The organism is Chryseobacterium sp. JUb7, from assembly GCF_024806495.1.
In the GTDB taxonomy this organism is placed as follows: domain Bacteria; phylum Bacteroidota; class Bacteroidia; order Flavobacteriales; family Weeksellaceae; genus Chryseobacterium.
Map to the genome: position 1 here is coordinate 112409 of NZ_JANUFF010000004.1, position 21819 is coordinate 134227.

The 21819-nt window shown below is 36.5% G+C and carries 16 protein-coding genes and 1 pseudogene; 12 read left to right on the forward strand and 5 right to left on the reverse strand.

What is annotated here, in order from left to right:
- Positions 1-205: 205 nt before the first annotated feature.
- The 3 genes from M2373_RS09450 to M2373_RS09460 form a co-directional block, all read right to left on the reverse strand.
- Positions 206-2353: a hypothetical protein gene (locus M2373_RS09450; RefSeq protein ID WP_259109999.1), complete on the reverse strand. Its 2148-nt coding sequence runs from the start codon at positions 2351-2353 to the stop codon at positions 206-208.
- A 448-nt stretch (positions 2354-2801) separates the two neighbouring features.
- Entirely contained in the window at positions 2802-3332 is a 531-nt protein-coding gene (locus M2373_RS09455; protein ID WP_259110001.1) for a DUF6702 family protein, read from the reverse strand.
- A gap of 79 nt (positions 3333-3411) precedes the next feature.
- A complete protein-coding gene (locus M2373_RS09460; RefSeq protein ID WP_259110003.1) occupies positions 3412-6642 on the reverse strand; it encodes a S8/S53 family peptidase in 3231 nt (1076 codons plus the stop codon).
- Between the two features lie 134 nt (positions 6643-6776).
- On the opposite strand from M2373_RS09460, the gene M2373_RS09465 reads away from it, so the two are divergent.
- Both M2373_RS09465 and M2373_RS09470 read left to right on the forward strand, forming a co-directional pair.
- The gene (locus M2373_RS09465; RefSeq protein WP_259110005.1) at positions 6777-7355 is read left to right on the forward strand and encodes a HupE/UreJ family protein; all 579 of its coding nucleotides are present in this window, start codon (positions 6777-6779) and stop codon (positions 7353-7355) included.
- 66 nt (positions 7356-7421) lie between these two features.
- Positions 7422-9800, forward strand: a complete 2379-nt coding sequence (locus M2373_RS09470) for a M1 family metallopeptidase (protein ID WP_259110006.1) — start codon at positions 7422-7424, stop codon at positions 9798-9800.
- A gap of 49 nt (positions 9801-9849) precedes the next feature.
- Here the strand turns inward: M2373_RS09470 and M2373_RS09475 are convergent, their stop codons facing one another.
- Together M2373_RS09475 and M2373_RS09480 are read right to left on the reverse strand one after the other, a co-directional pair.
- Positions 9850-10548, reverse strand: a complete 699-nt coding sequence (locus tag M2373_RS09475; protein ID WP_259110008.1) for a LytTR family DNA-binding domain-containing protein — start codon at positions 10546-10548, stop codon at positions 9850-9852.
- Positions 10541-11575: a sensor histidine kinase gene (locus M2373_RS09480; protein WP_259110010.1), complete on the reverse strand. Its 1035-nt coding sequence runs from the start codon at positions 11573-11575 to the stop codon at positions 10541-10543. Before M2373_RS09480 ends, M2373_RS09475 begins: the two co-directional genes overlap by 8 nt.
- A 230-nt stretch (positions 11576-11805) precedes the next feature.
- Here M2373_RS09480 and M2373_RS09485 point away from each other — a divergent pair, with 230 nt between their 5' ends.
- The 10 genes and pseudogenes from M2373_RS09485 (at position 11806) to M2373_RS09530 (ending at position 21677) form a co-directional block, all read left to right on the forward strand.
- Positions 11806-12498: a DUF2490 domain-containing protein gene (locus tag M2373_RS09485; RefSeq protein WP_259110012.1), complete on the forward strand. Its 693-nt coding sequence runs from the start codon at positions 11806-11808 to the stop codon at positions 12496-12498.
- A gap of 23 nt (positions 12499-12521) precedes the next feature.
- A complete protein-coding gene (locus tag M2373_RS09490; protein ID WP_259110013.1) occupies positions 12522-13808 on the forward strand; it encodes a CitMHS family transporter in 1287 nt (428 codons plus the stop codon).
- 104 nt (positions 13809-13912) lie between these two features.
- Positions 13913-15121, forward strand: a complete 1209-nt coding sequence (locus M2373_RS09495) for a cation:dicarboxylate symporter family transporter (protein ID WP_259110015.1) — start codon at positions 13913-13915, stop codon at positions 15119-15121.
- 144 nt (positions 15122-15265) lie between these two features.
- On the forward strand, positions 15266-15544 hold the full coding sequence (gene groES, locus M2373_RS09500; protein WP_047399416.1) for a co-chaperone GroES: 279 nt from the start codon (positions 15266-15268) through the stop codon (positions 15542-15544).
- Positions 15545-15574: 30 nt separating this feature from the next.
- Positions 15575-15934 (forward strand): four helix bundle protein, encoded by a 360-nt coding sequence (locus M2373_RS09505; protein WP_259110017.1) that lies wholly within the window; start codon positions 15575-15577, stop codon positions 15932-15934.
- A gap of 56 nt (positions 15935-15990) precedes the next feature.
- Positions 15991-17616, forward strand: coding sequence for a chaperonin GroEL (gene groL / locus M2373_RS09510; protein WP_259110019.1), 1626 nt, complete (start codon positions 15991-15993; stop codon positions 17614-17616).
- Positions 17617-17732: 116 nt separating this feature from the next.
- On the forward strand, positions 17733-18554 hold the full coding sequence (locus M2373_RS09515; RefSeq protein WP_259110020.1) for a leucine-rich repeat domain-containing protein: 822 nt from the start codon (positions 17733-17735) through the stop codon (positions 18552-18554).
- Positions 18555-18606: 52 nt separating this feature from the next.
- Positions 18607-18804, forward strand: a pseudogene (groEL, locus tag M2373_RS09520) (chaperonin GroEL); the annotation flags it as partial.
- Positions 18805-18938: 134 nt separating this feature from the next.
- Positions 18939-20327, forward strand: coding sequence for an RNA-binding domain-containing protein (locus M2373_RS09525; RefSeq protein WP_259110022.1), 1389 nt, complete (start codon positions 18939-18941; stop codon positions 20325-20327).
- A 261-nt stretch (positions 20328-20588) separates the two neighbouring features.
- Complete coding sequence (locus M2373_RS09530; RefSeq protein ID WP_259110024.1) at positions 20589-21677, forward strand: T9SS C-terminal target domain-containing protein; 1089 nt, start codon at positions 20589-20591, stop codon at positions 21675-21677.
- Positions 21678-21819 lie beyond the last annotated feature (142 nt).

Below are 21819 nucleotides of genomic sequence, written 5' to 3' on the forward strand. Positions count from 1 at the left end.
ATAAAATAAATATTTTTCATTTCATGAATACTTATAGTTAATTATTTTAATCCGTTTCTTTTATTTCAAACATAAAAAAACACTTACTAAAAAAGTAAGTGTTTACTATATATTGTATTTGTGTTATTTAGAATGTTGTGCCTTATAAATTAAGATAGGTTTGGGAACCATTACCTATTTTTATTTTCTTATAAAAGAATATAAATTAATCACCAATCCTGAACACAAGTACCTGAGTAGAATTAGCTGCCAATGTCATACCAGTACCACCACAATTCCCTGATTGACCTCTTCCCAAACGTAATTGCCATGTAGTACCTGCAGGAATCGTTGTAGCATAAGTAATTGCACCTCCGTGATTTGACAATCCTCCTTCTACATGCGATGCCGTACTATGAATTCTGCTTGTTGTTGCATTTAAAGGAAAATCTACGAAGTATGAACTTATTGTACATCCTGTAATATTATGAGTAGCTTCATATACAAATGTAAGCTGATAAGTCCCGGCAGGAAAAGTAATGATACTTGTCCCTGCATTATAACTCATCCCGGGAATTGTATTTTTAACAACAGACATAGGAACAACCTGTGAACCTCCAGCTCCTTGCCCGTTTAAAAAGTTATTTTGCGCTGTTTCTAATCTGAAAACAGCAGGATTCGGAATTGATAAAGCGCCTAAGGTACCAATTGCCTTTACGACACCAGTAGCATCTATTACCACAAGTTGATCTGTAGTTGTTGTTCCCGCACTAAGCCCCTGAAGACGTAACGGATTAGCACCACTTACATGAAGCCTGTTCGTAGGATCTGTAACCCCAATTCCGATATTTCCGGTATCAGTCAGTACCGCGCCAGGGGTGTCTGTAGTTGCTGAAGCTGCATGAAACTGAAGTCTACCAGAACTTACTCCTAGCCCGTAAAATGAAGTCGCTCCGACATTATTATAAACTGCCAATTTTTTTCCTGCGACATCTGTAATACTCGCTCCTGCAGTAGTCCCCAAGTCCAACCTGCTATTGGGCGCCGTTGTCCCCATCCCGATTCTGTCATTAGCCGCATCTACAGAAAATGTAGAGCCGTCTACAGAAAATCCGTTGGTTACTGTACTGGTAAATGCTAAAGTATTGGCGGCTTGAGTTACTGTTCTGTTACTGGTAAGAGAACCATTAGTATTGTAAATATTGACAGAAGCCGGAGCCGCCTGCCAGGTACCTACTCCATTAGCATCAGAGGTCAAAATTCGTCCTGCAGACTGAGTTCCGTCTACCAGTCTTACAGCTCCCGCGGTGGAAGATACCACATGAAGCCTGTTTAAAGGGTCTGTAATTCCTATCCCCATATTTCCGGTATCTGTAAGTACCGCACCAGGGGTGTCTGCAGCAGCAGATGAAGCATGAAACTGAAGCCTTGCAGGGCTAACTCCTAAACCATAGAAAGATGTACCTGCTGCATTATTATAAACAGCTAATTTTTTCCCTACTACGTCAGTAATGGTAGCACCAACGGAAGCTCCCAAATCTAATTTGCTATTAGGTGCTGCAGTGCCAACACCCACTCTATCATTAGCTGCGTCTACTGAAAAGGTAGAACCGTCCACAGAAAAACCATTCGTTGCAGTACTGGTAAATGCCAAAGTATTCCCTGCCTGTGTAACAATTCTGTTTCCGGTAAGAGAGCCATTGGCATTGTAAATATTAACAGACGCTGGTGCCGCCTGCCAGGTTCCTACTCCATTGGCATCAGAGGTCAATAGACGTCCTGCTGATTCTGTACCATCTACCAGTCTAAGAGCTCCTGCCGTTGAAGATACAATATGCATTCTGGCAGTAGGAGCTGCAACTCCAATTCCAACTCTATCATTAGCTGCATCTACTGAAAAGGTAGAACCGTCCACAGAAAAACCATTCGTTGCAGTACTGGTAAATGCCAAGGTATTCCCTGCCTGCGTAACAATTCTGTTTCCGGTAAGAGAGCCATTTGAATTATAAATATTCACTGAAGGAACTGTAGATCCATAAGCCACCCAAAGAGTTCCATCGAAATAGTAATAACCTATTGTACTTACCTGAGCCACCTGAGCCAAACTGGGTGTTGTACCCGTAGGAGCAGTAATATCATTTACATATACTGCCGAACCGGTTTGCGCTGCTGCATACGTACCTGCAACCTTTGAAGCCAGTTGTTGTTTTGAAACTCTTGGAGCTATAATACCATCTTTTGCAGAGGTAGATGCACCATTGCCTACAACATCTAATGAAGACTGAGGTGTTGAGGTATTGATCCCTACTTGCCCAATAGCTAACGAGCTAAAGCTTACCAGGGACAATAAAGAAAGGATTGTTTTTGATTTCATGACAAGTTATTTAAAGTATTATATGATGTAAATCTATTCTATTAAAAAATCATTTCTTAAAATAGATTTCGATTTATCGATTGATTACCTATACAAGCCATTTCATATACAAAATATAAAATTTTATAAAAAATTAACATTTTGTCAGCAAATCAAATATAATAATTATTTATAACAAAGCAAATATTATTAATGAATATAAATTGGGGGAAATAATCCTTTGTAAATCACCATTTAATGACCTTAAAAATTTCATAAAAACATAGAATTCAAAGCAAAAAATACCATTTAAAGAGAGGGTAAAAATATCAATATTTTACACCAAAATATTCCCCTATTTAAGAAATATACAGAAAGTCCAATTTTCATGGTGAAAATTTAACACATAAAATTCCTGAATTCAAAATTTGACAGAAATTGAAGAGTATTATTGCATTAAAAAGAAGGATCAGAATTGCTGATACAAATAACGGTTGGGGTATACCAGTTTTTCACTTTTTCGCTGCCCATTGATGATGATATGAACGATATTAATCTGATCATCAAATAAATTATACAAAAGACTCACTGCAGCTTCTATTTTTTTAGGATTCTGAACAGGCTCCGACTCCAGATATATATTGACAGATTCCTGATCTTCTTCATATCCTATAAAATTAACCTGCAGGAATTTTGTATTGACCTTTAATTTAAAATACTCCGAACAATAAGCTTTTAAAGCGTCGTTAAGCTGAGACTTGTATTTTGCATCATTGAAATGAAAAGGTTTTCCATACTTTTTAGATAAGCCATTTTCTAAATCATCCAGAAAAAAACGTCCTGTAATCTCAAATGTTTTTGATTTTGCATTGTAATTAATTTCTACTGAACCTACATGATAAGGATGGAAAGTATTGATATCAGCTTTAGCTGAGCCAGGAAAGCCGGCCTGAAATAAAAATACAAGAGCATAAAAAAACGAGATCAGTTTGGAAGGCATTGAATTTATTTTAAACAAATATAAAAAAAGTGGCAGTCATATGACTGCCACTTCACAAAGAGGTACAATAAATTTTAATTTATTCTTTTATTACTTTTTTTACAACTTTCGTATCGTTATTAAGTATTATGTTAAATAGGTAAGTTCCTTTTACCAGTTCAGATACATCTATCTTATTGGAAGTGGCACTCACCTCAGCTTGCTTAATTAATTTTCCTGATGCATCAAAAATAGTCACAGCTGCTTTGCTATATTTTCCAAGAGAGACATTCACCGCGCTTCTGGCCGGGTTAGGATAGATATTGATCTGAGAACCGGCTGCTGATTCTCCGGTTCCTAATGTCGCAGAATTTGTTTTCACAAAATATCCTCCAAATCCCGTTGTCTGGAAAGTCACTTCCCAATATTTATACGTGTCATTCCATACGATATCGGTCACATTCGGAGTGATGGTTGTGGTAAGACCTCCCGAATATGAAGCTACAGTTCCTGTATTTCCTGTACTGGCTCCAGCATATCTTTCAACGATAAGATTGGCTTTATTTGCATTATCTGTAGGAGACATCGGAAGTTTTACAGTACTCGTCTGATTGTAGGCATCAAACTCATCCTGTTTAAAATACAGTGTCACTTTTCCGGTAGACGCTACGGCATTATTTTCAGGATTTATTTCATATCTGCGTGTTACATATGATGGCTGAAGATTATCTGTCCAGACTTTTGAAGTCACATTTCCGGCAACCGTGCTTGCCGTTTCTTTTTCAACTCTGGCAATAAGCTGGCAGTTGTTTGTAAAATAATTATATCCATTAGCAACCGCTGAGGTTTTGTTTTGATTGGCAGTTGCAATATTTTTCACCTCAGCAATATTCTCATAGACCGTAGCTCGCATCTTCAGGTCAAATGTTCTTGAGGTCCATGTCGTCCCATCTGCAGAGGTTTTAGATCTGTTATTCAGAACAGCATTTTCAGCTTTCATAGCGATTCTTCCACCCAAACCGTTCACAACAATATAAAATTCTTTTCCTGTCACAATCTGAAGATTAAGATCAGAAAGATCCAGATAATTCCATGTAAATCTTTGAGTTCCGTTCAGCCATGAAGAAATATTCTTAGTCGCTATAATATCACCGGGATTACCATTGGCATCTACTTTTCGGATCTGAATATCCACTGGAATATTTCCCGGAACCGTACTTCCCGTCAGGAATGAAAAACCGCCAAGTTTCCCTGTTAAGGTAGGTGTATAACGAACAGCCAGGGCTACATTATCAAAATAATAATTAGCTTCTGTATTTGCGATGATATAAGGCTCATCATAAGTAATGGTTTCAAAGTTTGATTCTACACAATTCAGTTCATCAGAAACGGCTTTATAAATATCCAGTTTTCCGGCTCCCCATCTTGTGTTAGGAACAGTTCCCGTTGCTCCGTCCTGTCTTGCATTCAGGGTAAGACGGCTTTTCACCTGTGCGGCAGTAAGAGCAGGATTAGCCTGTAACAATAAAGCAACAGCTCCCGCAACTCCCGGAGAAGACATACTTGTCCCCTGATTTTTCACATAATAGGTCCCGTCTATATTATCTGAGGCTACTACAGTCGCATCGCTTGATCTTGTGGAGATTACATTTTGTCCAGAAGCAGTAATGTCAGGTTTCTGAAAACCATCCACTCTAGGTCCTTGAGAACTGAATGAAGAAATAGATTCCTGCGGAGTCAGTGTATAATAAGATCCTGAAGTGGAAGTCCAGCTTGCTCTTCCCAAATAAGCTGCCACCGTAATCGCATTGGATGCATTTCCAGGTGAACCCACAATATATTCATTATCACCATTCTGTAAAGCAGTAGCAACTCCCTGACTGTAAAGCCATCCGTGAGTATTGATCTGCTGAGTTCCGTTGTTGGTAATTTCTAAAGTATAAGTACCCTGTGCATTGGTCGTTGAACCTGTATTTCTGCTTACAATAAGCTGTATAAAACGTTTGTTATTATCAGTATGCCAATAATTATACATCGTAGCTGAAAGCCCTCCCCCAAGAATACTGTGAGTAGTAGTTGTACTTATATTCTGAATATATTGCTGACCATCAGGAGCTGTTAATTTAGCGGTTACCGGGCTATCATCATTAGCAAACATGATAAATGAAAACACAGAGGCTGCTGATGTATTACTGGCCACTGTAAATGTATAATTCTGTGAAGCAGCCGGTGCAATATCTACTTTTCTGTGAATACTGCCTCCATAATCATTTCCTGCAGAGATCACCACAACTCTTCCGGGACCTGAAGACGTAAAATTATTCACAGCGACCTCATGGGCTCCAGTACCGTCATGTGCATTTCCCTGTCCACCAATACTCATGTTTACCACAATGGGTTTATTAAGTGCTGTCGCTACATTCTGAAAATATGTAACTGCATTAATAGTATTGGTCATTGGGAAAGAACCGTTTCCTCCTTTTACGAAAACAATATCTGCTTCGGGAGCAAAACCTTTATGTCTTTTATCTGTCATGGCAGCTCCGTTTCCTGCTACCGTTCCGGCAACGTGAGTCCCGTGTCCGTTGGTATCTGTTTCACGGACGAAATTGGCGGGCGCGCCATCCAGCTCATCTTCAATCTGCGCTCTGGTATATTCTACACCGGTTGAAAATCCTGTAGGTGAAACTTCAGAACCTTGTGGAGTAAGCGTCTGATCCCAGATAGAATAAATTCTGCTTTTTGTCTGGTCAGTCAGTTTTCTGAAATCCGGATGCTTCCAGTCAATTCCACTATCATAAATTCCTACAAGAACTCCTGTTCCGTTATATGCCGTATTATTAAGCGCACCATCCTGCAGTAAACTTGCTCCGGACTGCGCTCTGCTCACATCATTATGAAGAATATCAAAACCAGGAGCCATCACCGAGGTTACATAAGACAGTTGCATTAATTTCTCAATATCAGCTATCCCAACTAGGGCGGTTGCAAAATTAGGCAGCACAGACTGTACAATAATTCCGTCCTGCTTTAATTTTTCCGGGCTTTTTGTATAAATAATACATGAGTACATCGTTTGAGCACCTTTTGAAGTAACCACCAGATGTTTATCCAGCTGCATTTCCGGTTTTTCAAACTCTTTTAAGCTTACTCCTTTAGCAATAGCTTCTTTGTTTCTCAGTAAAATTTCAAACCGGGAATCCAGTTTTTGGACCTGTCCGAATGCCGTAGCCGAATAAAGCCCGAGAAAAAGTGGAGCTACACTCAAGACAAGCTTCTTTCCTGAATGAGGAATGTGTACTTTTGCAGAAAGTAATTTTTTAATGTTCATATTGCGTATTTTTTAAAATGCAATTATACTATTTTTATTTAAAACAACAGTTTACAAACAAATAAACATAATCAATATCTAATAATTAAAATTAATTCAAAAAATACACCTATTTAAAACAAAAATTCACATTTATGCAGGATTTTCTATTTTATCTAAACCTGGGCTGGGAACACATCATTTCTTTGGATGCTTTGGATCACCAACTTTTTGTATTGGCATTAATAGCAGCTTATTCTTACACTGACTGGAAAAAAATCTTAATTTTAGTCACCGCTTTCACAATTGGGCACTCCATCACTCTGGCATTAAGTATTTTAGACATTGTAAGAGTTTCATCTGCGTGGATAGAGTTTTTAATTCCCTCTACCATCGTTATCACTTCTCTGGATAATATTTTAATGAAGAATAAAAAAAATACGCTGATGAAAATGAATTATTACCTCGCTTTATTTTTCGGTTTAATCCACGGAATGGGTTTCGCCAATACAGCAAGAGTGATGATTGCAAAAAGTCAGAGTATCGCAGTTCCGCTTTTAGGCTTTAATATCGGTTTGGAATTGGGACAGATCGTGATTGTTTTTGCTATTTTAATCCTGTTATTTATTTTACTTAAAATGTTTAAAGTCAATAAAAAAGACTGGGTATTATTTGTATCATCAGGAGTGTTTGCACTGTCCCTGAAAATGGCTCTGGAAAGACTTCCTTTCTAAGGTTGAAACATTTTTAATTTTTCAGCTACTTATTATTATATTTGACAATTCTTAAATCATCTGGCTATGAAACTAAAAATAACTGCCTTATCAGTGTTTTTATACGTAGGAACCTTTGCTCAAAATATTCAGAACAATCCGGGAAGTAACCACGGAAACAGGTTTGAGCAACTAGGAACCATTCTTCCCACACCCAATATTTACAGAACCGCTTCCGGAGCACCCGGGCACGGATACTGGCAAAACAGGGCAGATTACAGTATTACAGCTTATCTGGATGAGGATAAAAGGAATTTAAAAGGTTCTGAAACCATCACCTACTATAACAATTCGCCGGATGACCTCGATTATATCTGGTTACAGCTGGATGAAAACCAACAGTCCACTGTTAAAAAAGCAGATTTTCAGTCTTCTTCTACGATTCCGAAATCGACCAACGATCAACAACTTAAAGTTACAGATTTACCTGTAAAAGATAATGGCTACGGAGTGAATCTTGAAAAAGTAACTGACGCTGCAGGAGCCCCTTTATCTTACACCGTCAATAAAACCATGATGCGTATTGATCTTCCGAAAACTTTAAAGAAAGGAGAAAAACTTATTTTTAAAGTTGACTGGAATTACAACATCCCGAACAGAATCAAAATGGGCGGCCGTGGCGGTTATGAAAATTTCGCAGAAGATGGAAATGATCTTTACACCATGACGCAATGGTACCCGAGAATGTGCGTGTACAGCGATTTCCACGGATGGCAGAATCATCAGTTTACAGGAAGAGGCGAATTTGCACTGGTTTTCGGAAATTTTAAAGTTTCCATGAATGTTCCGGCAGATCATATTGTAGGCGGAACCGGAGAATGTAAAAACTATGATCAGGTTTTAACATCAGATCAAATGTCCAGATACCGAAAAGCTGAAAATGCCAGTGAGCCTATTGAAATTGTAACCCTTGATGAAGCTAAAAAGGCAGAAAAAAATCATTCCAAGCAAAGAAAAACATGGAATTTTGAAGCCAATGATGTAAGAGATTTTGCATGGACCTCATCCAGAAAATTTGTCTGGGACGGAATGCGCGTGACGATTCCTGAAAACAATAACAAAGTAATGGCCATGAGTTTCTATCCTAAAGAAGCTTACAATCTGTACAGAAAATACTCTACAAAAGCAGTGGCTCACACCATTAAAACATATTCTGAATTTACCATTCCATATCCATACCCTGTTGCACAATCTGTAGAAGCTGCCAACGGAATGGAATATCCGATGATCTGTTTCAATTTCGGAAGAACAGAAAAAGACGGAACGTATTCTGAAGGCACAAAAAACGGAATGATCGGCGTAGTTATTCATGAAGTGGGACATAATTTTTTCCCGATGATCGTAAATTCAGACGAAAGACAGTGGAGCTGGATGGATGAAGGACTGAATACCTTTACCGAATATCTTACCGAAGAAAAATGGGACAATAAATTCCCGTCAAAACGTGGTCCGGCATGGACGATCACAGATTATATGAAACTTCCCAAAGATCAGCTGGAACCCATTATGAGTAACTCTGAAAACATCATTCAGTTTGGTCCGAATGCCTATTCAAAACCTGCCACAGGATTGAATATTCTTCGTGAAACCATTATGGGAAGAGAACTTTTTGATAAAGCTTTTAAAACATATGCCAAAAGATGGGCTTTCAAACATCCTGAACCTGCAGATTTTTTCAGAACGATGGAAGACGCAAGCGGTGAAGATCTGGACTGGTTCTGGAGAGGATGGTTTTACGGAACAGATCCTGTAGATATTGCTATTGATAAAGTAACAGTTGCCACCCCGGATCTTAACACTGTTCCATTGGCTGCGGAAACGACCTATACTGTTGAGAAACCATTGCAAAATGAGTTTACAGATATTTCAAAAATCAGAAATAAAGAAGATAAAAATATTAGCTTTCAGGTAGAAAAAGATAAAGATCTTCAGGATTTTTATTACAAATATGACAGAGGTCAGGAAAAAGTAGATGCCAGTAAAGTCTATACTTCTAAATCGGATGAACATGAATCTTTGAACAAGAGTGACAAAGAAAAGTTTAAGAACATTACTGCTTATCAGATTGATTTCACCAACAAAGGCGGTCTGGTAATGCCTATTATCCTTGAATTTACATTTGAGGACGGTTCAAAATTATATGATAAATCCTCTGCACAAATCTGGAGACAGAATGAGCAAAAAGTTTCTAAAACGTTCTATTTTGATAAAAAGTTAAAATCAGTTCAGCTCGATCCGATGAGAGAAACAGCAGATATTGATACTTCCAATAATTTCTGGAGCAATGACGGATCATCTTCTGAAATATCGAAATTCCAGGTATTCAAACAAAAGCAAAACGGACCTGTAAGAGGCGGATCTAACGGAAGAGTAAATCCGATGCAGGCAGCAGGAAAGAAAAACTAAAAATTTAATAAAAAAAGAATCGCTTCAGGCGATTCTTTTTTGTTTGATCTTAATTCAGATAACTCTTCACAGAACTTTTATACGTTCTTCCCAACGGAAGCTTCTCCCCTCCTTCCAGATATACCGAACTGGTGTCATAAGAATTAATATGTGAAGAAAGGACAATATAAGATTTATGAATCCTTATGAATCCGAAGTCCTGAAATTTCTCTTCAAAATTTGACATCCGGTCCAGGATCATATATTTCTTGAAAGCTGTCACCAGAATGATATATTCTCCAAAGCCTTCCACCCATAAAATATCTTTCAGAAACACTTTATTGATCACATAGTTTGATTTAAACATAATAAAATCTTCCTGAGTTTTATTTTCGGTAGATTTTTTAAACTGCAGAAAATCTTTTGCTTTGTTAATTGCTTTTTTAAATGTCTCGAAATCTACCGGCTTAACCAGATAATGTACCACATCCAGTTCAAAAGCCTTCACGGCATGCTGCGTTTCCAATGTCATAAAAATGCACAATGGTTTATATGGTAGGCTTTCAAGAAGTTCGATTCCGTTGATCAAAGGCATATTGATATCTAAAATAACGAGGTCCGGCTTATTGGTTTTTAAATACTCCAAAGCATGAACGGGATTTTGGAAAGACTCCATGATTTCCACATCCTCTATATCGTTACAGTACTGCTTTACCAACTGTAATGCAGGATATTCGTCATCAACGCTTACGATTGTTAAATTAGCCATTATAATTAATTTTTAAAATAGTTCTGTAGTTTTTACGGTCTAAAGCTTCAGAAGAAAAACTGTATTTTTCAGGATAATATTTTTCAAGTATTCCTGTGATTGCTTTATTTCCCAATCCATGATAGCCTATATCCGAAGTATCGTTTTTGTTTTCGGCAATAGAATTTTCAATTTCGAGAATGATTTCATGATGTTCTATAGTACACATCACCTTTACAAAACCTGAAGTTTCCAGCCCGATTGCAGAATGCTTCAGTGAATTCTCAAACAGAGTAAGAAAAACGGATGGCGGAATTTCAATAACATCCCAAACGTCCTCGTTTTGAAGATGAAATGCAATATCCAAGCGGTTATTATATTTCAACTGGTACAATTCAGCAAGGGATTTTAGTGAAGAAAATTCCTGCTCAATGCTTATTTTTTCTTTTCCGCTGTCATAAATAATATATTGCAGCAATTTACTGAGCTGTAAAATCGAATTGGAAGTTTTTTCTGTCGGCACAAAGCTGTTTACATAAATATTATTAAGTGTATTTAATAAAAAATGCGGACTCAGCTTAGACTTCAGTAAGTCGACATACAGCTGTTCTTTCTGCTCTCCAAGATCTGCAACATCCTGTTCGATAAGGAATTTATCTTTTGTAATGCCCAAAAATGAAGCCACAAGAATTACAATCGCCTGCGTAATGTAGACATTATACAGAAAACTGATATTGGAGTCTCCTCTCAAAAAATGCAGGCTGAAAATAGCGGGTTCAGATAAAATCCTGAAAAGACTGGAAATTAAAAAGCAGATCAGCGCATACAAAATAAATTCAGGATACTTATTGGATAAATAAAATTTCGGAACAAGATATTGATATACCCAATAATAAATTCCCAAACTGTATATCGTATTAAAAATAATACTCCAAATAAGATCCGGAGGGTTCAGGAAGTTGTTTTCGGTGAAATAAATGATCAAAACAAACACCAAAAAGAAAAATACATGCTGAAATCCCAACAAGAACTTCCAGCGGTAAGACATCAGCTTATTTAAAATTCTAGGACTAAACAAAACCCTAAAAATCAACAATATAACTACAATATTTAAGAGTAAAAACATTTTTAAAATGTCAGTTTCAATGATTTCAAATATACCATCTTTTTAATGGGAAAATGCAGTTCACTGATAAAAAATGCCATTGATTGAAAAATTCATAAGCCGATATACGGATTGGATATATTTGAGAAATTACAATATTAACCAAATGTTACATGAAAATTATATTTAAATTAATTCCCGTATTGGCCTTATTTGCAGCCCCTATTTTTAAGGCTCAGAGTAAGGATAATTACAATATGTGGTTTCAGTATCTCATGTCTGCAAAACTTACAGACAAGAATACTTTAACAGCTTTGGCGCAATACCGTTCGTTTGATCTGGCTTACGACACCAGGCTCTTTTTGGTGAATGCCTATGTAGATCATGAAGTCGCCAACGGAATAAAGCCGGCAGTCGGTGCCATGTTCCTCGTTCTGGAGTCTTACAATGCGGATGACACCAAAAGAATACGTTATGAGAAAAGACCTTTCCAGCAGGTAACTATGGAAAATAATATCGGACGTACTTCTATTTCCAACCGTTTGCGTGTAGAAGAACGTTTCATCAACAATCCTGATGAATTTGTTGTCAGGCTTCGATATCTGATTTCTGTAAAAATACCCTTCAATAAAAAAGGCGAAAAAGAAAAAATATACGGTATTCTGAAAAATGAAATCAGAATGAATATGGTAAAAGACGAGCCTTTTGACAGCAACCGTATCACTGCCGGAATCGGAGTGAAAACCGGAAAAAATTCGGCACTGGAATTTGCTTTTATCAACCAGCTTGAAACCGGAAAAACAAGCAACTACGGCTATATCGGTTTCAGAAACAGCTTCGACTGGAGAAAAAAAGAGAAACAATAAAATAATCATTAAATCATAATATTATGCTTACAATTCTTGGGTTTTTGATGATCGTCATTTTTATGGTTCTGATTATGAACAAAAAACTGACCCCGCTTACCGCCTTGGTTTTGGTCCCCGTTATCATTGCTGTTGCAGCAGGCTACGGATCCGAACTTGGAGAGATGACAAAAAACGGAATTAAAGAAATTGCAATGACCGGCGTCATGCTTATATTCGCTATTCTTTTTTTCAGTTTAATGATCGACACCGGTCTATTTGAACCATTAGTAAATATCATTTTAAAAGCTGTAGGAGATAATCCGGTCAAAACAACCATCGGAACAGCCATTCTTACCACTTTGGTATCTCTGGACGGCGATGGTTCTTCCACCTATATTATTGTTGTGGCAGCCATGCTTCCTTTATATAAAAAACAGGGAATGAACCCGCTGATTCTTACCTGCATCGTGATGCTTGCCGGAGGAATTATGAATATTCTGCCGTGGGGAGGTCCTACAGCCAGAGTAATGAGCTCACTTAAGCTGAGCCACACAGAAATATTTGTTCCTATGCTTCCTATTATGCTGATCGGTATTTTATGGGTCATATTCGTAGCCTATATTCTTGGGGTACAGGAAAGAAAAAGAATTGCAAAACACGGAAAATATACGAAGTACAGTACAAACGATATTGTAGGAGAAAGTGATCCTAAATTACTGAGGCCAAAACTACTTTGGGTAAATTTTGCCCTTACAATAGTTCTTCTTGTAGTTATGATTCTTGACCTGATTCCTTTAGCCATCGCTTTTATGCTTGCCTTCTGTATTGCCGCGGTGATCAATTATCCACAGCTAAAAGATCAGCAAAAAATTGTAACAAAACATGCCGGAAATGCTTTATCGGTAGCAGGAATGATCTTTGCAGCAGGAATTTTCACCGGAATTATGAACGGTACCGGAATCATGCAGGCCATGGGAAACAGTATCATAGGGATTGTTCCTGAAAGCTGGGGTGGTTTTTTAAATATCATCACCGCTGTATTCAGTGTTCCGCTTACTTTTTTCCTTACCAATGATGCCTACTATTTCGGAATTCTGCCGATTATTACCGCTACCGGAGCGCAAATGGGAATTCCCGCCGATGTATTGGGCAGAGCAAGCCTTGTGGGACAGGCTTCCCACTTATTAAGTCCGCTTGTTCCTTCCACTTACCTGTTGGTTTCTCTGGCTGGGGTAGAATTTTCCGATCATTTAAAATATACTTTAAAATGGGCCATCGGCTCATCAATCATAATGTTGATAAGTGCATTGATTCTCGGAGTGATATAATATCATTCCGGGAACTTTATGACGGCTGTAATTGAATAACATCGAAATAATTGATCTCCATCTCAATATAAATTTTATTTTTGCATCAATAGAAGCACATATTGATGTCACCCTTTCAAACAAAAAAAACATTTACCGGTAAATATCTGAGAAATCTTACCTTATATGTATTTATAGCCATTATCGGCGGGGTGATTTCCGGGCACTATCTTCCTGAATTCAGTAAAAAGCTGGAGCTCATTAATTTTTATTTTTTCACCATTCTGGAGGCACTGATCCTTCCGGTGATATTTATTGCAATCATTTATGGAATTCTGAATCTGTTTGAAACAAAAAATTCAAAAAAAATCATTCTGCACACAGCGGTTTATTTTATTTCCATTACTTCTTTGAGCATCATTTTAGGGCTTTCCTTAGGCTTTCTAATAAAGCCGGGTGCTGATACAGGAATAGATCTTACAAAAATCCACTCCACCATTCCCAAGCGTTTCGAATTTGCTTCGGGAAGTCCGGATTTTTTCTCACTGTATAACAGCAGATACTCCATATTTCTTTTGATTTCCATTATCATCGGAATCATTGCGGGTAAGCTGAAAAGTAAAAAGCTGACCCATATTTTAAACTCAGGAATGGAGCTATTTTATGTTGTTATCAAATATCTGTACATCGTACTTCCCATTATTATTTTCTGCAACATCGCTTACGGTATTTCTGTATATGGTATCAACACTCTTCTTCCTTTAAGTAAAATTGTGGCGACGGTTTATCTGGCGAGTCTCATTTTTATATTTGGAATTTTGGGCTCACTATGTCATTTTTATCAATTGAATTTCAGAGAATTTCTGATCAGTATAAAAGATGAAATCATTCTTGTTATGACAACCTCATCTTCAAAAACGGCATTTCCTATGATTTTTGAAAAGCTCGAAAGTCAGGGCTACGCCAAAAAAGTGATCCGGTTTCTGATTCCGCTGGGATACAATTTTAACCTTGCCGGGGCCTGTATTTACATTTCTGCTTCCTGTATGTTTCTGGTTCAGTTTTATAATATTTCCATGGATTTACAGGACTATTTTATACTCTTCCTGATTATTTCCATCACTTCAAAAACAGCTTCCGGAGTTCCCGGATCAGGTTTTTTAGCATTGATCTTTACCCTTGAGAAGTTTGGAAAAATTCCATTAACAGATATCGCTCTTTTATACAGTGTCGACCGGTTTATGAACGAAGCCAGATCAGTTACCAATTTTATCGGAATAGCTGTTTCAGCCGCTATCATTTCAAAACTGCATCCTCTTCAGGAAGATGAATGATTATATTACACCTCCATACATTCATTTTTTTCTGCCAAAATTTCCACTCCACAAAATAAAAAGTCTGCCATTTCAGTCACAGGCAACCGATGGCACGCATTTAGAGAATTACAACACAGAAATAATTAAAAAATTAAATATATTATGTCAGTAAACTTTAAACCATTAGCAGACAGAGTTTTGATCGAGCCGATCGCTGCAGAAACTAAAACAGCTTCAGGTATTATTATTCCGGACACCGCAAAAGAAAAACCACAAGAAGGTACAGTAGTAGCAGTAGGTCCAGGGAAAAAAGATGAGCCTACAACTGTGAAAGTAGGTGACAAAGTTCTTTATGGAAAATATTCAGGTTCTGAATTGAAATTGGAAGGAAAAGATTTCTTAATCGTAAAAGAGGGAGATCTTTTGGGAATCATTGGTTAAGCAGTAGGCTTTAGGCTATAAGCAATAGGCGTGAGAGATTACAAAAAATATGATACTTGGAAAATTGCCCACGAGTTGGTAATGGAAATTTATATTATTTCTGAAAATTTCCCAAAATCTGAACTTTTTGGGTTAACCTCTCAAATAAGAAGAGCATCAGTCTCTATTCCAACAAATATTGCTGAAGGCTGTGGAAGATCAACCGATAAAGAATTTGCAAGATTTTTAGAAATAAGTCTAGGTTCAACAAACGAAACTGAATATTTACTTCTTCTCTCCTGCGATTTGGGTTTCACATCCGAAGATAAATTATCAAGCCTTAATCCTAAACTGAATTTAATCAGACAAAAACTTATACAACTTAGAAAAAAATTATTAAATAATAATTAACAGCTTAAAGGTTAAAAGCTTACTGCTTATAGCCTAAAGCTTAAAGCTTTAATATTATGGCAAAAGAAATAAAATTCGATATTGAATCAAGAGACGCTTTAAAAAGAGGTGTTGATGCATTGGCTAATGCAGTAAAAGTAACGTTGGGACCAAAAGGTAGAAACGTGGTAATCGAAAAATCTTTCGGTGCACCTCACGTAACTAAAGACGGTGTTTCTGTGGCTAAAGAAATCGAACTTGAAGACAGAGTAGAAAACATGGGAGCGCAAATGGTAAAAGAAGTGGCTTCCAAAACTAATGATATCGCAGGAGACGGTACTACTACTGCTACTGTATTGGCACAGGCTATCGTAAGAGAAGGTCTTAAGAACGTAGCTGCAGGTGCAAACCCAATGGATTTGAAAAGAGGGATCGACAAAGCAGTAACTGCAGTGGTTGAAAACTTAAAATCTCAATCTAAAACAGTTGGTGATTCTACAGAAATGGTGAAGCAGGTTGCTTCAGTTTCTGCTAACAACGACGAAACAATTGGTGCTTTGATCGCTGAAGCTTTCGGAAAAGTTGGTAAAGAAGGAGTTATCACGGTAGAAGAAGCTAAAGGGATCGATACAACGGTTGACGTTGTAGAAGGTATGCAGTTTGACAGAGGGTACCAGTCACCTTATTTCGTGACTAACCCTGAGAAAATGTTGGCTGAACTAGAAAATCCATACATCCTTTTAGTAGAGAAAAAAATCTCTTCAATGAAAGAATTACTTCCTGTTCTTGAACCAATCGCTCAAGGAGGTAAGTCTTTATTAATTATTTCTGAAGAAGTTGAAGGTGAAGCTTTGGCAACTTTAGTGGTAAACAAGTTGAGAGGTTCTCTTAAAATTGCTGCTGTAAAAGCTCCAGGATTCGGAGACAGAAGAAAAGCAATGTTGGAAGATATCGCTATTCTTACAGGAGGTACTGTTATTTCTGAGGAACAAGGTTTCACAATGGAAAACATTACTATTGATATGTTGGGAACTGCTGAGAAAGTATCTATCGACAAAGACAACACAACGATCGTAAACGGTGGTGGTGAAGAAAGCAAAATCAAAGGAAGAGTAGCACAAATCAAAGCTCAGATGGAAACATCTACTTCTGATTACGATAAAGAAAAATTGCAGGAGAGATTGGCTAAATTAGCTGGTGGTGTTGCCGTTCTTTACGTAGGTGCAGCTTCAGAAGTTGAAATGAAGGAGAAAAAAGACAGAGTGGATGATGCACTTCACGCTACAAGAGCAGCAGTTGAAGAAGGTATCGTTGCTGGTGGTGGTGTTGCTTTGGTAAGAGCTATTGCTGCTTTGGAAAACCTTACAGGAATCAATTCTGATGAAACTACAGGGATCAAAATCGTAAAAAGAGCGATCGAAGAGCCATTGAGACAAATCGTTGCTAACGCAGGTGGTGAAGGTTCTGTAATCGTTGCTAAAGTGGCAGAAGGAACTGCAGATTTCGGTTACAACGCTAAAACTGACGAGTATGTAAACATGCTTGAAGCAGGAATTATCGACCCTACGAAAGTAACAAGAGTTGCCCTTGAAAATGCAGCTTCTGTTTCTGGAATGTTGTTAACAACTGAATGTGTTATCACTGAAGTGAAGAGCGCTGAACCAGCTATGCCAATGGGTGGTGGAATGCCAGGAATGATGTAGTAGCGTTTCGCTAAGACAATTTGATATATAATATAAACCGTTCTGCTTTTTGTAGAGCGGTTTTTGTATATTAATTTTTGAAATACTATTTTCAAATATAATTTAAGATAACAGATATGACAAAGAAATTATTACTAATACTTTTTATCCTACAAAATTTTATAAATCTATATTGTCAGCAACACAAGTTTACTGATCTTGGAGAAGCTCTGAAATTCCCTGAAAATGTACATGAACTTAATTTAGATAAAAAAAACCTAACAAAAATTCCACTTGAGCTGAAAAAATTTAAAAATTTAAAAGTATTACGGCTGGTAGAAAATAATATTACTTCAATTCCTAATTGGATAGGCGAGCTGAAAAACTTAAAATATTTAAATCTCGGAGAAAATAAAATAAGTGCATTGCCTAATGAAATAGGAAATCTGGAAAATTTAATAGGTCTTGATTTGACATCAAATAATCTAACCACGCTACCTGATTCATTTGTTAATCTTAAAAATCTTGATTGGTTATGTCTTTATAAAAATAATAATTTCTCACACTTTCCTTCTAATTTTGGGAAGATGACTCAGCTAACCCAATTAAAATTAACAAGAAGTAATATAAAAGAGCTGCCGAAGTCATTTCAAAACCTGACCAATCTGGAGCTTTTGGATTTAGGATATAATCCAAATTTGAAATTCCCTTTAATAATTACAAAGCTTGTAAATCTTGAGTTCCTAAGTTTATATGGAAATGAAATAGAATCTATACCTAATGAAATTGTGAATCTGAAGAAGTTAAGAGAATTAAACCTTTCAAATAATAGAATTCAGACAATTAATGAAAGAATTGGCGAACTCCCAAAATTATACGAATTAAAACTATTTGGGAATGATATCAAAACTGTTCCCAAATCACTTGAAGATAACAAAGATTTAAGTATAAAACTTTAAACCGATGTGCAAACCCGATGTCGCGGATTTATAATCCGTGATTAAATTAATCGGATACAACGCTAAAACAGACGGGTATGTAAACATGCTTGAAGCAGGTATCATAGACTCTACGAAAGTAACAAGAGTTGCTCTTGAAAATGCAGCTTCTGTTTCTGAAATGTTGTTAACAACTGAATGTGTTATCACTGAAGTGAAGAGCGCTGAACCAGCTATGCCAATGGGTGGTGGAATGCCGGGAATGATGTAACAATCAGCGACCGAGGCAAATATATAAACCGTTCTGCTTTTTGTGGGGTGTTTTTTTTGTTAAATTAAAATTATAACAATAAAACAGATTAAGCACATGAATCATTTTTTATTATATTGCAAAAAATAACAAATATGGATGTATTTCAAATTCAACAGAAACAAATCGATCATCTTTTAAATTTAGATGAAGACCATTTCAACGACGTTAAAAGTAAAAGAATTTCACCTTCAAAACTTCAAGAAACATTTGTTGCATTTGCAAATTCAGATGGGGGAGATTTATATGTTGGTATTGAAGATAAAAGCGAAAAAGGAGAAAGGTTAGTAGGTTTAGTCAATCAAGAAGAGGCCAATGATATAATTTCCACTCTACTAGAAGAAACTAATCCAGCTGTCGAAAATGTGACAATTGAATTTTTAGAAACTCATACAAAAGGACTTATTCTTCATATATCTATACCAAAAAGCTCAAAAGTACACTATACTGCTAATGGAGATTGTTTTATTAGAATAAATGCAGCGAAAAGAAAAATAAAAGGAGAAAGAATTACACAGCTTGCTTACTCAAAAGGAGCTGCACCTTATGAAAAAAATCCCATTGATTCGTTAGAAGTAGCTGACATTCTAGAAAGTGAGCATCTTCAATCGTATATGCAAAGAGTTGAAACAATATTAGATGCAGATATTTTTTTAAGAAAACAACGATTATTAACAAAAGTAAAAAATGATTATAAGCCAAATGTTGCCTGTGCATTATTATTCGATGAAGAACCACAAGCTACTGTAGATACTAGATGTGCAGTAAAAATTTATAGACTAAGAACAACTGAAAAAGAATATAAACGAGAACAACTTGAAGAAAAACCAATAACAATAAATGGTCCAATAGAACAATTAATTGTCAAAACAATTTCACAAGTAAAAGAATATATAGATGGTGCATCTTTTCAAGATGGAACTGAATTAATAAAACTAACTTATCCATCAGAAGCTTTAAAAGAAATTTTTGTGAATGCCGTTATTCATCGAGACTATAGTTTGAACGACGACATCCACATAAAAATTTATGATAATAGAATTGAAGTTAAAAGCCCAGGACGTTTACCTGGCTATATGACAATAAATAATTTATACGAAGAACGTTTTTCTAGAAACCCGAATTTAGTTAGAATGCTTCATAATTTACCTGATCCCTTGAATCATGACATTGGTGAAGGATTAGATACAGCAAAAAATGAACTAAAAAAAGCAGGTTTAGTAGATCCGATTTTTGAAGAATTAGAAAATTCATTTGTTGTTACAATCAAACATCAAAAAATTGCATCAATTGAAGATGTAGTAATAAAACATTTAGAAGATAATCCAAAATCAATTATTTCAAATAAACTAGTGCGCCAACTCAGTGGTGAAGATGACATGCAAAAAGTAAAACTTGCACTACAGCGCCTTAGAAGTTTAGGAAAAATTAAACCTGTTGATGAAAAAGCATCAGCCTTTAATTTTAAATATATTAAAAATTAATAAAATATACATGTGGATTTACGCATTTAGTTTTTAATCAATAAGATTTTTTTTTATAGAAATAAACCGCCTCTTTTAAAGGATGATTTATTGTAAAAAGCAGGTTAATATTAATCAGAAATACCAAAAACCTTCCTCAAACATTTTCCCTATCTTTAAAACCAAATCCTACCATCATTGAAAACAAAATTATTCCTCCTGTCATTTTTCGGCCTATTCTTCGCGAATGCACAAACCCTAAATTTTAAATATCTCTCAGATATGTCAATGGGAAGAGGAGCTACAAGCAGTGTCATTGTAGATGATAATATCTATGTGAGCAATGGTTATAAAAGCACTGATGGCAATGCCAACTTTATTGAGAAATACAGTATTAAAGATAACCGCTGGAGTATCATCAACTCTACTCTGCTCCCTAGAAGATTCGCCAATTCGGAGACTTACAATAATAAAATCTATATTTTTAACGGTTGGGGAAATAGCCATCTTGAAATTCTAGACCTTGAAACTCATAAAATAACAAAAGGAGCTGTTAATCGTGCCTACACAGGAAATGCAGGTTCTGCCATCCATAACGGAAAAATATATACGTTCGGCGGCAGCGGACTAAACAATGCTGCAACCACTGTATTTTCCAATAGATTCCAATACTATGATATTGCTTCAGATACATGGCATCCATTACCCGATATGCCCACAGCCAGAGAAGCAAGGGGCAAAATTGTGAATGATAAGCTGTATGTCATTGGTGGTTTTAACGGTACATCATCCCGTCTGGTCAATGTTTACGATCTCAACAAAAATCTTTGGACTGAGCAATACACGATGCCTGCTGCGATATCCGGTCATGCATTAGCGGTATCCGGTCATAAGATTTTTATTGTTGGGGGGTATAATAATCAAACTTTTCTGGCTTATTTCGATACAGAAACCAATAAACTGCATCAGTTATCATCCAACATGATCCCGCGAAGACATGCTGCTGCAGAAGTTTATAACAACAAATTATACATCATGGGTGGAAGTACAACGTCTTCAACCAAATCAGCTATTAGAAGTATTCAGGTTGCGGATATTAGTGAAGAAGCACTTTCCAATGAAGAAACCAATAAAGATGTATTTAAATCAAAAGTGTATACCAATGCCCACAAAGATGGTTTCGTCATCAGCAATAAAAATAACAGCAATCAGTTTGAATACATTGTTTATACAATGGATGGAAAGGAGGTCGGAAAAGGTTTTGCGCATTACAACAAAAATATAGATTTGTCAAAAGTACCGCGTGGAACGTATATTTTTACGTATAAAAACGAGAAAGGAGTATTGCAGAAAGTTAGAGTTATGAGGTAAAATTAATAGGCAGGAAGAAGGAAGCCTGAGGTTAGAAGTTTTAACACTACCGATATCGCATCGCAGATTTACAATCCGTGACTTTTTCCCTATCTTTGTCCCTCAATTTTCTATTGAAGCAAACTCTTCAACAGAAAGTCAA

What these genes read in the sequence shown, in the direction of transcription:
- M2373_RS09450 (WP_259109999.1), bottom strand. Translation starts at nt 2,353, where the DNA reads ATGAAATCAAAAACAATCCTTTCTTTATTGTCCCTGGTAAGCTTTAGC.
- M2373_RS09455 (WP_259110001.1), bottom strand. Translation starts at nt 3,332, where the DNA reads ATGCCTTCCAAACTGATCTCGTTTTTTTATGCTCTTGTATTTTTATTT.
- M2373_RS09460 (WP_259110003.1), bottom strand. Translation starts at nt 6,642, where the DNA reads ATGAACATTAAAAAATTACTTTCTGCAAAAGTACACATTCCTCATTCA.
- M2373_RS09465 (WP_259110005.1), top strand. Translation starts at nt 6,777, where the DNA reads ATGCAGGATTTTCTATTTTATCTAAACCTGGGCTGGGAACACATCATT.
- M2373_RS09470 (WP_259110006.1), top strand. Translation starts at nt 7,422, where the DNA reads ATGAAACTAAAAATAACTGCCTTATCAGTGTTTTTATACGTAGGAACC.
- M2373_RS09475 (WP_259110008.1), bottom strand. Translation starts at nt 10,548, where the DNA reads ATGGCTAATTTAACAATCGTAAGCGTTGATGACGAATATCCTGCATTA.
- M2373_RS09480 (WP_259110010.1), bottom strand. Translation starts at nt 11,575, where the DNA reads ATGTCTTACCGCTGGAAGTTCTTGTTGGGATTTCAGCATGTATTTTTC.
- M2373_RS09485 (WP_259110012.1), top strand. Translation starts at nt 11,806, where the DNA reads ATGAAAATTATATTTAAATTAATTCCCGTATTGGCCTTATTTGCAGCC.
- M2373_RS09490 (WP_259110013.1), top strand. Translation starts at nt 12,522, where the DNA reads ATGCTTACAATTCTTGGGTTTTTGATGATCGTCATTTTTATGGTTCTG.
- M2373_RS09495 (WP_259110015.1), top strand. Translation starts at nt 13,913, where the DNA reads ATGTCACCCTTTCAAACAAAAAAAACATTTACCGGTAAATATCTGAGA.
- groES (WP_047399416.1), top strand. Translation starts at nt 15,266, where the DNA reads ATGTCAGTAAACTTTAAACCATTAGCAGACAGAGTTTTGATCGAGCCG.
- groL (WP_259110019.1), top strand. Translation starts at nt 15,991, where the DNA reads ATGGCAAAAGAAATAAAATTCGATATTGAATCAAGAGACGCTTTAAAA.
- M2373_RS09515 (WP_259110020.1), top strand. Translation starts at nt 17,733, where the DNA reads ATGACAAAGAAATTATTACTAATACTTTTTATCCTACAAAATTTTATA.
- M2373_RS09525 (WP_259110022.1), top strand. Translation starts at nt 18,939, where the DNA reads ATGGATGTATTTCAAATTCAACAGAAACAAATCGATCATCTTTTAAAT.
- M2373_RS09530 (WP_259110024.1), top strand. Translation starts at nt 20,589, where the DNA reads ATGTCAATGGGAAGAGGAGCTACAAGCAGTGTCATTGTAGATGATAAT.